Below are 12,976 nucleotides of genomic sequence, written 5' to 3' on the forward strand. Positions count from 1 at the left end.
TCTAGCGCCCCCCCATCAGGCCTTGAGGGCGCACAGCCAGCGTCACCACCATGATCAGAAAGGTCAGCACGACCCCGTATGTCGGGAAATAGGCCAACCCAAACTGCTCAGCCAAACCAATCAACAGTGCACCAATCGCCGCGCCCGGCACGGACCCCAACCCGCCAACGATTACCACAATCAGGGATGCCAACAGGTAGCGAATGTCTTCCCCCGGCGCGATGGAAAGCGCTGTGCCACCAACCACCCCGGCAAATCCAGCCAGCCCGGCCCCGATTGCGAAGACCAAGGCAAAGACCAGCTGCACATTCACACCAGACGCGGACAACATTTCCCGGTCATTCACCCCAGCGCGGATCATCATTCCAATCCGCGTGCGGTTCAGGAACAACCAAAGCCCGATGCCAACCGCCACTGCAGCCGCCAAAACGGACAAGCGATAAATGGGATACATGATATAGACGGCATCGCCAGACGACTTAATCACCGATATTACTGGCAACTCAGCGGCACCAAACAACCATTCCGGCGGTTGGAACTGATATGTTGTCCCGGTCCAAATCGCCAACATCAGGTCAGCGGCAATGATCGAAATGCCAATCGTCACCAGTGTCTGGCGCAGGTCATCACCCTCCATGCGCCGGAACACCAGAACCTGCAGCAACACCCCTGTCAGGGCAACCGCGCCGAAGGCGACCGCCAGCCCAAAAAACCAACTACCCGTCAGCTCCGCCACCTCGTAACCGATATAGCCGCCCAACAGATACATAGACCCATGCGCCAGGTTCACATTGCGCATCAATCCAAATACCAGCGTAAATCCGCTGGCCACCAGGAAGTACAGCCCGCCAAGCGTAACACCATTCAATAGTGTGCTAACGAAAGTCTTCTTGCGGCCAATCGCATCAATCAACCATTCGGGCCATACCGAAAAGATCAGCCACAGCAATATGCCAATGGCGACCAGCAAGACGATTGCCCAAAAGGTATGCCGCTCAACAAACTGCCTCATGCGCGCGCCCACTGACGCGCGGACAGGTCTGAGGAAACGCGCGGCCGATAGACCTCACGAACCAAAGTCGCAAAGACACAGTGATCCTTGAATATCACGTCTGTACCCTCCCATTTGGACCGGCACCGTACGAAACGTGCCCAGCGCCCATATTATTCAGGGGTATTCCCCTATGGCCTGTTTTCCGACCTTGATGTTCAAGCTTGGCGTCAACAGAAATTGCCCGCAAGGACCCAGACTCTTAAATTTGGGTAATTTTGGGTAATAACCGATGCCATATTTCTGATTCTCTTGACTCTACTCACCTGCTGCGGCGCACAATTTTTCTCAAAACCTGATAGAAAATTTAAATTGCACCAATTCCAACCATTCAGATAAAAATTAACCCAATCAGGTTCATTTGTTACCATAATAGGTATAACTATGAACCAATCGTCAAGAAAAATAATGATGGTGGTGTAATTTTCTTGACAAAATGAACCAATTGAACCTATTCAAAAGAACCCATGTCGTTTTGGCAGTTATGAAAGAGTCCACCGTGCGAAACTCTGCCTCTCATCGCATCGCCGCAACCTTATCGCGCGACATAGAAAATAGGCGCATTGGCAGCCCGACATCGGGCGGCGCCATTCGATTCCCGACGGAGCGGGACTTGGCAACGCGTTTTGGCGTAGCCCGCAACACAATTCGCCGCGCCATGGATGCACTGGAAGAATCCGGCAAGATCTCCAGGGAGGTTGGTCGTGGCACTTATATAAATGCCGTTCCTGTTTCGGGCAGTGATACGATCGAAACCGATGCTTTATATTCGGAACCCCTGTTATTGCCAAAACGGGATGTCAGCCCGCGCGCCCTGATTGAAGCCCGAATGATGATCGAACCTGCCGCAGCCGCAGCCGCAGCAATCAATGCAACCGATGCAGATATAGAGCTTTTGATGCGTGCCCAGCTGGCTTCAACCAACACGGATATTATGGAAGAATTCGAAAAGCAGGATGCAGAGATCCATCGCCTGCTCTTTGCCATGACCCATAATGACATCGTGCAGCATATCGATCTGATGATTCGCAGCCTGCGCGATGATGCCGACTGGCTGGCCGCAAAACGCCGCGCCTATTCCGCGACCCTGAAGGCCCGCTATGTCACCCAGCACGCGGCGATCATTGATGCGGTCATCAACCGATCCCCGACAGCCGCACGCGAAGCGATGACGCGCCATCTGGAAGAGGTGCGCCAGGCCCTGCTGGAAAGCTGATCTGGTGAAATGAGTAAGTTTGAGTAATATGACAGCCTATGACGTCACTCTCCTCCTGGCGGATTGTTCCGCGCCACAATAGACTGTCGCGTGTTTCAGCGGCACCAGAGCAATTTTTGACCCTGTCTGCACCACTACAGCATGACAGCCTTCCGCCGGAGGTTGCTTTGCTATTGCCCAACCAGGATGGTGTCCGCGCGCTGATTCCGGCGCTCCGTACTGTGACGATCAAATCCAATGGCCCGCTAGGTCTGGGCTTGTTTCTTGCCGACCCGTTCTTCGTGGTCGATCACCGCATCGATGCCATCAAACAAGCAGGCATTACCTGGGTGACGAATTTGCCAAGTGTAACGCAGTATGATGACAGCATTGCCCTGCAGCTATCAGAAGTGCAGTTCAATCTGAACCGGGAGTTGGAGCGACTTGCATCGTTGAAAGCGGCTGGCTTTCACATCGCCGTCACGGTCACAGATGCAGCCGGTGCGGTCGAAGCCTGCGGGATCGATCCCGAATTCCTGATCGTCCTGCCCCATGTGGGCGATTTTGGCGCGGGATTCCCCTCTTTCCGGCAACGAGGGGCCGCCATAGACGCCATAGCCCGCGCCACAAAAGAGGTTCAGTGGACGGGGGGGATCTATGGCCTGGGCACCGCGATTGAGGCGGAGTCAGAAAGCCTTTGGCCCGATGCGCTGGACGGATTGATTTGCCGACCCCAGGTCTACACACAGGACCCCCACTAGTGTACGCCTTTCAGTTTACTGTATGCGTACAGACCAATAATAGAGCGAAATTGGCAGGGCCCTTATGCCATTCTATCGGGTCAGTCCATATTTCTGAATCTTGTTGTACAGTGTTTTTCGCGACATACCCAATGCCTGTGCCGTGCGCCCCCGATTGAATCCATGCCGCCACAGCGCATCGGCAATTCGATCTTTTTCTGTCCCGATATCTCGCATAGGCTCCGGACTATTCAACAAGGGCAGTATATCGCTTCGGCGAATGCGTTGACCCGTCGGGGCCGCGCCAAGAATATCCAGCAATTGGCCCAGCAAGGCATGTATCTCTGTTTCATTACCGGGCCACATATGTTCCGTCAGCACCTGCATTGCATCTGCTGAAAAATGATCGCGGGCGATCACCTCACCAAACCGTTCAATCGACATCTGCTGGATCAATAACAGAAGATCATCCATTCGTTCGCGCAGGGGCGGCACCCGAATGCTCCATCCACGCAAAACCTCAGTCAGGGATGGGTCCAATCCCGCTGCCTGCGGGTCCGACGCCGTACTGACCAGCACAACACGACGGGCCATTGGAATTGGACGGCGAGACCCGGGGGTTTGAAATACACCATCCCGCATCGCCCGGGCCAGGCGTCGCTGGGTTCCCGCAGGCAGGCGTTCCGGCGCGAAGATCACGACCAGATCACCCTCGCCCGCTTCCAGCGCGGGGCGGCGTTTCAAACTGGCATCATTCGATCCAAACAGTATGCTGCGCGCGCGCGTTGGAAAATCCTCTCCCGCGACATCTATTTGAACCATGGATGGAACCGCGCCATTCGCAGACCCCAATGCCTTCAAACATGACAATGTCTGCAATCCAGGTTCCGCCAAGAGCAATACAGAGCCCTGAGCCGACGACAAAGCCTTAAGGCGCGATAGGAAGTTTAAATGCGCCTTGGCGTGACCGACAAACCCGTATGGACGACCCCATGCGACCAGCCGCGCCCCTTCATCGTCCAGCACATCCCTGCGCTGCCCGGCATGCCGAAAGCGGTCAACCTGATCAGCGACAGAAACTTCCAGTGGCATGCGCTCGAACGTGGAACCGCCAACATATCCATCTATCGGTGCCAGATGCAGCAGGCGGCGCAGATCGTCGGCTGTCTCTATCGGGCCACCTTCCAATAAGAACCGCGTCTTAGGACTGATCCGCTTGATCAACCGGCCAATCTCCAGCACGGCGACGGCAACTTCTTCGATGGTTTCGCGCTGGCGATGCCCCTGCGCCCCGCCAACATTCCATCCCAAATTAAGACAGACCATATCCAGGCCGACATCTGCGGCCAGTCGGGCCTGAGTGCGTGTTGCACAATAGAACATAGCCGTCAGCCCGACATCCTGAACCGCCTTTAACTGGGCGACTTCCTGTTCAATGCCGCGACCGGCGCGCGCGAGAATATGCTGCATCGCGTGAGAATAGTGCATGCAACTGGGAAAGTTCACCGCGCCCGCAAATCCCGCCCGCTGGAGCGACATCGCCTTTTGCGTAACGTCCAGCCGCTCTTCCCAGACATTGACGCCCAACAGGACCGGCAGCTTGGTCTGTGGCAGAACTTCTTCCCCAGCAAATTTCTCCGTCAGGGTGGTCGCATCGAATACAGGTAACATGCAAGCAATTGACGGCACCCCCATGCTGCGCAATCGACCGGCATTCAATGCGATCAGGAAATCAGCCCTGCCCCGTTGGGCCGCCATCGCAGTGCTGCCAGACCCGATCGCCGCCCCAATCAAAAAAGACCCATCTGTCAAAATCTGTCGCACCGCACCCACTTTCAGCCCTTACCCTGGTATTCCCGACGGACATCAGCTTCATCACACAGCCTTATCAATTGGCATAGCATGCTACCGAATTTACTGCGCTGGCAAAACATTCAGAGAATAATGATCGCAGGCACCGCATACCCGCGTCATCGACAAAAGGGCATCAAGAATCCTACTGCAGGCAAGAAGTGATGTTGTCAGGCAATGCATGTCTACATTGCACGGTTTATCAGAAATAAAACCAGTACCGAATGACAATCGGTATTGACACAAAAAATTACTTGGCCTCATACTCGTTTCAATATCAAAAACGAAGAACAGGAGGGTTATGATGAGACGGTATTTTGCAGTTCTGGGCCTATCGACACTTCTACTGACCGGTGCGCCTGCGCAGGCAGAAGAAGCTGTGCTGAAAGGCGCCATGTTTATCAAGTCTGACAAGTCACTGTTTCGGTCAGTCTTTAATCAATTCGTTGAACGGGTAAATGAAACAGGAAAAGGGCTGGTTCGCATTGACCCGGTTCTGGGCCCTGAAGCAATTCCATCCCGGGAAATGCCCAATGCGTTAAGCGAGGGTGTGATTGATGTTGCCGGGCTTCCCCCCGCTTACTATCGCGGGATCATATTAGAGGCAGATGCCCTGCAATTGGCCTCTGTCCCTCCTGCAGAACAGCGGAAAAATGGGGCGATTGATTATCTGCAAACCCGCTATAATGCGGCCGGCTGGCAGTTTCTGGCACAATACGGATATGGGTTACAATTCCACTTATTCCTGGACGAGCCGATTGAAACGCTGGCGGATCTGAAAGATTTCCCCCTTCGTACGACCCCGACCTACCGACATTTCTTTGATGCGCTTGGGGCGCGTCAGGTGGAAACCAGCCGTGGCGAATTGTATACGGCGATGGAACGCGGCGTGGTGGATGGATATGCCAATGCTATGTCCGAAGTCGCACCCGCGGGCTGGGATGAAGTGACGAAATATCGTGTTGATCCTGGTTTCTATCACGCCGTTGTCACAATCACAGTCAACAAGGAACGTTGGGATTCCTTGTCTGATGAGCAGAAAGCGGTTCTTTCCAGCGCCGCAGAAGCCGTCGAAATGGAAATGGCGCCAGCCATGGTCGCAGCAGACCAGGCTGAAGGTCAGAAGATGGTTGATAAGGGAATGACGGTTATCACCCTTTCCAAGGATGACGCCGCCAGTCTGCAAGACATGGCGCTTGGTGCCTATTGGTCACTTCTGGAAGGTGAAAACGCGGACAGCATTGGCAAATTGCGGCCACTCCTGTCGAAGTAACTTAGTCTCTGATCAATCGGAAAATTAAAATGCGCGCTGTAAGACTGTTTGACCGCCTGATTGATGGGCTGGCAGTTCTTGCAGCGTGCATTCTTTTCGCGATCACTTTTCTCATCGCCTTTGATGCCTTAACGCGCCATATCCCATTTGCTCCGCGCCTGAACGGTGTCATCGAACTGACCGAATATGCGCTCTACATCGTTACCGTTCTGGCGTCTCCCTGGGCGCTGCGGCTGGGCGCACATATCATGGTCGAAATTGTAACCGACTCACTGTCCCCGAAAGGGAAATCCGTTGCGGCGATCCTGGTCAATCTGATCGGCCTTATCGTGTCTGCAACCCTGATTTACGCGGGCGGCCTTGCCACCTGGAAAGCATGGATGGCTGGCACATTGGTGTTCAAATCATTCATCTTTCCACAGTTCTGGCTGCTGCTTCCCCTACCAATCGGTGCGTTGTTGTTGTTGATAGAATTTCTGCTGCGCTTGTCTGGCATACGCGGGCGCACGCCCCCCACCCTGAAACACCAAATCCAAGAAGGTTAAATTCAAATGGAATGGTATTTTGCCCTTCCCCTTTTGCTGGGTGGCGTGATTTTTCTGATGATGTTGGGCACACCAGTTGCATTTGCCTTTCTGGGGGTCAATGTCGTTGGGGCCCTGGTCTTTCTGGGGGGCAATGGGGGACTGGTCCAGTTGGCCCGCAATGCGGTTGATGCCGTCTCATCCTTCTCTTTGGCCCCCATCGCAATGTTTGTGCTGATGGGAGAGATTCTGTTTCAGACCCGCCTTGCCCATCGTGCCATTGATGCCGTGGATCGATTGATCCTGCGTGTGCCCGGTCGGTTGTCCCTGGTGGCGATCTGTGGGGGGACGGTGTTTTCGACGCTTTCCGGCTCAACCATGGCCAATACCGCTCTTCTGGGCAGCACCTTGTTACCCGACATGCGCAAGCGTGGATATCATCCCACCATCGCCATGGGGCCGATCATGGCAACGGGCGGTATCGCAATGTTGATTCCCCCTTCTGCCCTGGCCGTGCTGTTAGGCAGTCTGGCTGGTATCTCGATTGGTAAATTGTTAATCGCAGGCATCGTGCCTGGCTTGTTAATGGCATGCCTATGCATTGGCTATGTTGTCATTCGATGCCATCTGAATCCCAGCCTTGCCCCCAGCCAGGACGTGCAGGCGATGTCGTTCAGGCAGCGCATTAATCCTTTCCTGAAACATGTCGTTCCTTTGTTCGGGTTGTTTGTTCTGGTCGTCGGCGGGATTCTGACCGGTGTCGCCACCCCCAGTGAATCCGCTGCATTAGGAGCCATCGGCGCGTTAATCGCAGCAATGCTGTACCGCCAGTTAACCTGGGACTCACTGAAGCTGGCCTTGATGGAAACGACAAAAATTACTGTCACCATCTTACTGATCATTGCAGGGTCCCTGACCTTCTCTCAGATTCTTGCTTTCTCGGGGGCAACTTCCGGCCTATTGACCATGGTGAATGCCCTGGGTCTGGACCCGATGGTTCAGCTGTTCGCGATGATCGGTATCCTGCTGTTCCTGGGGGCGTTCATGGATCAGCTCAGCATGTTGCTGATCACGCTGCCATTCTTCATGCCAATGGCGACGGCGGCAGGATATGAGCCTGTATGGTTTGGTGTGATCCTGCTGCTGGTGATGGAGATCAGCCTGACGACCCCGCCATTCGGACTGCTGTTATTTGTGATGAAAGGGGTTGCCCCGCCGGAAATCACGATGCGGCAGGTCTATGTGGCCGCAGCCCCTTTCGTCGGTTTGGGATTATTGCTGTTGTTATGCATCATATTTGTGCCGGAACTGGCAACGGGATTGGTATCTCTAACCAGCCCTTAAAGCCGCCCCAATAAGACATCGGCAGACCAATCAGCGATTACATCAATGGCTAGACTGAAATTGTCGCCATTCACATGTTCGCACCCGCCTTCCTCTTTGGTGAAGACTCGTAAATCCCTGCGTCGGGCATTCACTGCGCCATCAATGGTCTTCTGTGCCTGATCGAAGGGAACCTGGCGGTCATTTTCGCCATGAACCACCAGCAACGGACATTCGATCCTATCCGCAACGCCTGCCAAGCTCATCTTGGCAATCATCGCAGCACAGCTTTCAATATCAGGCTGGCCATAGACCTTTAGGGCATGATCAATCCAACCCGGAATGGACCTGGCCGCATTGGGATCGCGCAAGATTCGGCCATGCGATTCCGTGTTATCCCATCGTGCACCCCAGGCAATACAGGCTTTCAAACGTTTTTCGAATGCAGCCGCGCGCGGGGCATAGTATCCACCCAGGCTCATGGCGACGATGCCAATCTCATCATTGGTGTCATCCCGCCCCATCAGATAATCGACGCAGGCTGAGGCTGGACGCTCCGTCTCTACCACGGCGGGCAGGCCACGATCGCGCAACGCCAGACCAACGCCTGGATGATCAACCAATAAGGTCGATACCCCCCGTGCGCGTAAGGCATCTGCCAGACCAGACAGATACGTCCATTCCTTGGTCACATCAAATCCATCGAAACCAATCATACAGGGTTGCGGACCATCCCCCTGACCCCGCAGGAACAGAGCCGGCAGCGTTGTTCCCTCATAGGGAATCTCAACCCATTCCATAGGAATATCCGCATTCTGGATCGATTTTTGAAATGTTCCGCGCATCGCATCATAGGCAAGCGCCTTGCGTGGATCATCATGGGGGGCCATACGGTCCGCCTGTTGATAATAGACGCAGGCGCGTCGGTATTTTCCTGCCGCACTCAAGCGATGGTTCTCAGAAACATCCTGATCAGCCTTGCTTTCCAATTTTTTGGCCAGTGCCAACCAGGCCTCCAGCCACGCGACCTGAATAGTGGTATTCGTCTTGGCATCCGGCGCAGCAGCCAAAGCACGCAGTGGTCGACACGCCTCATCAATCTCGGATGGATGTCCCCCCAGTTGCATCGCCATCAAAACGGCGAGGTCCCAAGAATAATTCTCACCAAAATATTCGAACATGTCGTGCCTCGCGTTGCTGTCACAGAACAGATTTAGTTTACAGAAAACGATTACCAATCGGTATTAAGCATTGACCAGAAAATGTCTATATGAAACCATTTTATGCATAAAATATTTCGTCCGTGATCAAGGTAGGACCCTAAATGGTTTTTTCAGAACCAGAAACATTAGAAGAGGTTTGTCATCTGCTCTCCGAACAGCCGGACGCCCGCTGTTTGGCCGGCGGCGCCAGTTTGGTTGCCATGATGAATGCAGGGTTGCTGGCACCGTCCCATTTGATCAGCCTTCGGAAGATACCGGATCTGGCGAATATTCAAGCCTTACCCGATGGTTCCGTCCAGATTGGGGCAATGGCCCGTCACGCCGATGTCGCCCGCTATGATGGATTTACCGGGGCGCAAAGGATCGTTGCCGCAGCGGCCCGACGGATCGGACATCCCGCAATCCGCAATATGGGAACCATCGGTGGCTCTATCTGTCACGCGGATCCATCAGCAGATTACCCGACAGCGATCACCGCCGCCGATGCCATCGTTAACATTGCCGGATCTGGGACGACACGTCAGATCCCGGCGTCGGAATTCTTTGTTGATTGGCTGGAAACTGCCCTTGAACCGGGGGAGATTGTTGTATCCGTTGTCATTCCGCCTGATCCAAGCGGTGCTTCGGTACATTATGAAAAATTTACCCGCGCGGATGGGGATTTTGCCACAGTTTCTGTCGCCGTGTGTCTGCGTATTTTAGAAGATGTTGTAAAAACAGCCCGGATCGCTGTGGGGGGCATCGCTGAAAAGCCGGTGCGCAGTCCGTCTGATGAAAACAGCCTGATCGGACATCCCCTGACAGAAGATGCGATCCATGATTTCAGTGCTTCCCTGGAACCGTTGTGCAATCCGATCGACGACATGCGGGGCAGTGCCGACTATCGTTTGATGTTAATGCCGCGATTGATCCACCGGGCCCTGAGCCAGGCATTGAAGACCCAATTGACCTCTGATCTGGAGGGAACGGCATGACCGATACCGATGAGATTCCAATTCGCTTTACGCTGAACAAAAGCCCTAAGAATATCTTCTGCAAATCAACGGAAACGTTGCTGTCCCTGTTGCGGGAAGGTTTTGGACTGACCGGATCGAAACGAGGCTGCAACCAGGGCCTTTGTGGCGCCTGCACGGTTCTGATTGATGGCAAGCCAATGCGGTCCTGCCTGACGATGGCTGCGACCTGCAACGGGCGGGATGTGGAAACGGTAGAGGGGTTGTTGGAGAATGGAAAACTGTCCGTCTTACAGCAGGCCCTGGTCGACAGCGGCGGCGTACAATGCGGTTTTTGCACGGCGGGTGTGACCATCGCCCTGACATCCTTGCTACGCGAAGACCCCAAGCCGGATCGCACAAAGATAAGGGAGGCTCTGTCAGGTCATCTTTGCCGATGCACAGGATATGTAAAAATTGTGGATGCCGCCGAGGCTGTCGCGGGGAAGGCAGGATCATGACGAATTCTTTTAGTGCAGTTGGGATGTCTTCCGCTCGTCTGGATTCATCAGAAAAAGTGGGTGGGGCGGCAAAATATGCGGATGATTACACTGTGCCCGGCATGCTGTATGGAACAATCACCGCCAGTCCGATTGCAAGCGGGCGCATCAAAGCCATTGATTTGACCGACGCCCTTGCCGTGCCGGGGGTTATATCGATCATAACGGCGGATGACTTACCCGACAAATTGGTCGGCTCCTTTATCAAAGATGAAGTAACATTGGCGCGCGGCCACGTCCGCTATGTTGGGGAGCCTGTAGCGGCCGTCGCAGCGGAAACCAAGGAAGCAGCCGACCTCGCAGCACAAATGATCTCGGTTGACTATGAAGATTACACAGCTGTCTGCTCTCTGGATGACGCCTTGGCGCAAGACGCCCCCTTGGTGCATCCAGATCAGGATCGCTATACGCGTAACAGCGATACAGAAACCAACGGCAATATCTTCTGGTCCGCCGGTATTCTGGAAGGTGATCCAGATTCAGCCTGGGGGGCCTGTGATGTCATTGTCGAAGATGTCTATGAGACACCCGCCCAGTATCACGCCTATATGGAACCCTGTAGCGCCTTGGCAGAACCGGACCTCGCCGGTCGCATTACTGTGCGTTCAACCGCACAATCAATCTTTTATCTACAGGGTCGCATTAGCGAGGAACTGGATATCCCGATGTCCAAGATCCGCTGTATCGCCCCCAAGATCGGCGGAGGCTTTGGCGGCAAAAATGGCGTTAGTGTTCAGCCCATTGCGGTTGCTCTTGCACGCGCATCAGGACGCCCTGTTAAAATCACTCTGACCCGGGCGCAGGATATGGAAATGCTGCGTTCCCGCCATCCTACGCGCATTAAAATGCGCACAGGCGCAAAACAGGATGGCACCCTTGTCGCGCGAGAAGCAGAGCTTTGGTTCGATGCTGGTGCCTATTCAGACGAGAGCCCAGCGGTGCTGAGCTTCGGGATGCTGTGTTCCAGAGGCCCCTATAACTGCCCCAATGTTCGTGTTAAGGGCCATGCCGTTTACACCAACAAACTGAAAGCGGGCTCCTTCCGGGGGTTTGGCAATCCACAGGCAACATTCGCCAGTGAAAGCCAATTGGACGCACTTGCCGCAAAACTTGATATGGACCCGATAGAATTGCGCCGCCGCAATGCCATGAAGGCCGGTGACGCTTGGTTGGGGGGCCAAACAGTGCCGTCCTGTGCAATGACCGAATGTCTGGATGCGCTGGATGCGGCACTGAAGAAAGATGTCTCCGCTTTGCCTGCCCTCCAGGACGGGTGGGTCAGGGGCGTTGGCGTATCAGGCCTGTCGCATATTTCCGGCCTGATGGGCACCAGCGCCTTTGTCAATTTGCGCGCTGATGGCACGGTTGCCCTGCAAACCGGCGTGGTGGATATCGGGCAAGGGTCGGATACCGTGTTACCGCAAATATGTGCGGAGACATTGCGCCTTCCCCTAGAATCCATCGCCTATGCGACCCAGGACACAGACAGTTCCCCATATAATTGGAAAACTGCGGCCAGCCGTATCACCTATACCGCGGGACGGGCTGTGATGCAGGCGACCGTGGAAATGCGGGATCGAATCCTGAATGATGCTGCGGATATGCTGGAATGCAGCAAGGATGATCTGGAACTGGAAATAGGCGGTACGGTCCGGGTTGTCGGATCGGACCGGCAGACGAGTTTCAGGGAAATCGCAGCCCGGGCCTTCAATCGCGTCGGGGGTCCAATTATGGGACACCATGCCTTTGCCTTCGACGGGCCCCGCTTTGATCCCAAACGGGCCGAGATGTCGAATTTTGCCTTTGATAATCTGGGCGTCTATGTTTTTGGGGCCGTGGGGGCCGTCGTGGATGTCGATACAGTGACCGGCAAGGCTGTGGTTCAGAAAGTCTGGTCCGCCCACGACATTGGGCGTGCCATCAATCCACAAAGTGTCGAGGGACAGGTGCATGGCGCTGTCGTTCAGGGCGTTGGCTATGCCCTGCTGGAAGAATTGGTGTGGGAAAACGGCCATCTAACCAATCCATCCTTTATGGATTACAAAATTCCTGACGGATTGGATTCTCCTGATGAAATCGTGGTCATGCTGATTGAAGACGCCCCGGAAACAACGGGACCGTATGGTGCCAAAAGCATTGGAGAAGCCGGTATCGTTGGCGTTGCCCCCGCGATTGCCAATGCAATCTATAACGCGACCGGCGCACGAATGACGCGCATTCCCATGACCTCTGAGAGACTCCTGAATGGAATTCTATCGCAATCCGGGGCGTAAGAGCTTCATTTGAACTCCGCCTGACTGTGCA

Annotated in this window: 11 protein-coding genes; 8 read left to right on the forward strand and 3 right to left on the reverse strand. The window is 54.5% G+C overall.

The features are described from left to right. Position 1: 1 nt before the first annotated feature. Positions 2 to 1,012, reverse strand: coding sequence for a branched-chain amino acid ABC transporter permease (locus ACOSDM_RS12900; RefSeq protein ID WP_420724946.1), 1,011 nt, complete (start codon positions 1,010 to 1,012; stop codon positions 2 to 4). A 538-nt stretch (positions 1,013 to 1,550) separates the two neighbouring features. On the opposite strand from ACOSDM_RS12900, the gene ACOSDM_RS12905 reads away from it, so the two are divergent. Both ACOSDM_RS12905 and ACOSDM_RS12910 read left to right on the forward strand, forming a co-directional pair. Next, positions 1,551 to 2,267 carry a FadR/GntR family transcriptional regulator gene (locus ACOSDM_RS12905; RefSeq protein WP_420724947.1) on the forward strand — a complete coding sequence of 239 codons (717 nt, stop codon included), beginning with the start codon at positions 1,551 to 1,553 and terminating at the stop codon, positions 2,265 to 2,267. A 38-nt stretch (positions 2,268 to 2,305) separates the two neighbouring features. After that, on the forward strand, positions 2,306 to 3,007 hold the full coding sequence (locus ACOSDM_RS12910) for a hypothetical protein (RefSeq protein ID WP_420724948.1): 702 nt from the start codon (positions 2,306 to 2,308) through the stop codon (positions 3,005 to 3,007). A 72-nt stretch (positions 3,008 to 3,079) separates the two neighbouring features. Here the strand turns inward: ACOSDM_RS12910 and ACOSDM_RS12915 are convergent, their stop codons facing one another. Next, positions 3,080 to 4,810 (reverse strand): phosphoenolpyruvate hydrolase family protein, encoded by a 1,731-nt coding sequence (locus ACOSDM_RS12915; protein ID WP_420724949.1) that lies wholly within the window; start codon positions 4,808 to 4,810, stop codon positions 3,080 to 3,082. 328 nt (positions 4,811 to 5,138) lie between these two features. Here ACOSDM_RS12915 and dctP point away from each other — a divergent pair, with 328 nt between their 5' ends. Genes dctP through ACOSDM_RS12930 form a run of 3 tightly spaced genes read left to right on the forward strand, consistent with a single transcriptional unit; the run spans position 5,139 to position 7,978 of the window. Next, positions 5,139 to 6,110 (forward strand): TRAP transporter substrate-binding protein DctP, encoded by a 972-nt coding sequence (gene dctP, locus ACOSDM_RS12920; protein ID WP_420724950.1) that lies wholly within the window; start codon positions 5,139 to 5,141, stop codon positions 6,108 to 6,110. Positions 6,111 to 6,139: 29 nt separating this feature from the next. Then, positions 6,140 to 6,655, forward strand: coding sequence for a TRAP transporter small permease (locus tag ACOSDM_RS12925; RefSeq protein ID WP_420724951.1), 516 nt, complete (start codon positions 6,140 to 6,142; stop codon positions 6,653 to 6,655). Between the two features lie 6 nt (positions 6,656 to 6,661). Then, complete coding sequence (locus ACOSDM_RS12930; RefSeq protein WP_420724952.1) at positions 6,662 to 7,978, forward strand: TRAP transporter large permease; 1,317 nt, start codon at positions 6,662 to 6,664, stop codon at positions 7,976 to 7,978. Here ACOSDM_RS12930 and ACOSDM_RS12935 read toward each other — a convergent pair. After that, entirely contained in the window at positions 7,975 to 9,090 is a 1,116-nt protein-coding gene (locus ACOSDM_RS12935) for an alpha/beta hydrolase family protein (RefSeq protein ID WP_420724953.1), read from the reverse strand. The genes ACOSDM_RS12930 and ACOSDM_RS12935 overlap by 4 nt on opposite strands. Positions 9,091 to 9,281: 191 nt before the next feature. Here ACOSDM_RS12935 and ACOSDM_RS12940 point away from each other — a divergent pair, with 191 nt between their 5' ends. From ACOSDM_RS12940 to ACOSDM_RS12950, 3 genes are read left to right on the forward strand one after another with little or no spacing between them, the layout of a single operon-like run. Next, positions 9,282 to 10,154 (forward strand): FAD binding domain-containing protein, encoded by an 873-nt coding sequence (locus ACOSDM_RS12940; protein WP_420724954.1) that lies wholly within the window; start codon positions 9,282 to 9,284, stop codon positions 10,152 to 10,154. Further along, positions 10,151 to 10,633, forward strand: a complete 483-nt coding sequence (locus ACOSDM_RS12945) for a (2Fe-2S)-binding protein (protein ID WP_420724955.1) — start codon at positions 10,151 to 10,153, stop codon at positions 10,631 to 10,633. The genes ACOSDM_RS12940 and ACOSDM_RS12945 overlap by 4 nt, the downstream gene beginning before the upstream one ends. Then, on the forward strand, positions 10,630 to 12,945 hold the full coding sequence (locus ACOSDM_RS12950) for a xanthine dehydrogenase family protein molybdopterin-binding subunit (protein WP_420724956.1): 2,316 nt from the start codon (positions 10,630 to 10,632) through the stop codon (positions 12,943 to 12,945). The genes ACOSDM_RS12945 and ACOSDM_RS12950 overlap by 4 nt, the downstream gene beginning before the upstream one ends. Positions 12,946 to 12,976: the final 31 nt, after the last annotated feature.

Source organism: Hwanghaeella sp. LZ110 (genome assembly GCF_048892525.1).
Taxonomy (GTDB): Bacteria; Pseudomonadota; Alphaproteobacteria; order UBA8366; family Aestuariispiraceae; genus Pacificispira.

Excerpts from the sequence above, each read along its gene's own strand:
- ACOSDM_RS12900 (WP_420724946.1), bottom strand. The coding sequence starts at position 1,012 with ATGAGGCAGTTTGTTGAGCGGCATACCTTTTGGGCAATCGTCTTGCTG.
- ACOSDM_RS12910 (WP_420724948.1), top strand. The coding sequence starts at position 2,306 with ATGACGTCACTCTCCTCCTGGCGGATTGTTCCGCGCCACAATAGACTG.
- dctP (WP_420724950.1), top strand. The coding sequence starts at position 5,139 with ATGATGAGACGGTATTTTGCAGTTCTGGGCCTATCGACACTTCTACTG.
- ACOSDM_RS12925 (WP_420724951.1), top strand. The coding sequence starts at position 6,140 with ATGCGCGCTGTAAGACTGTTTGACCGCCTGATTGATGGGCTGGCAGTT.
- ACOSDM_RS12930 (WP_420724952.1), top strand. The coding sequence starts at position 6,662 with ATGGAATGGTATTTTGCCCTTCCCCTTTTGCTGGGTGGCGTGATTTTT.
- ACOSDM_RS12935 (WP_420724953.1), bottom strand. The coding sequence starts at position 9,090 with ATGGCGATGCAACTGGGGGGACATCCATCCGAGATTGATGAGGCGTGT.
- ACOSDM_RS12940 (WP_420724954.1), top strand. The coding sequence starts at position 9,282 with ATGGTTTTTTCAGAACCAGAAACATTAGAAGAGGTTTGTCATCTGCTC.
- ACOSDM_RS12945 (WP_420724955.1), top strand. The coding sequence starts at position 10,151 with ATGACCGATACCGATGAGATTCCAATTCGCTTTACGCTGAACAAAAGC.
- ACOSDM_RS12950 (WP_420724956.1), top strand. The coding sequence starts at position 10,630 with ATGACGAATTCTTTTAGTGCAGTTGGGATGTCTTCCGCTCGTCTGGAT.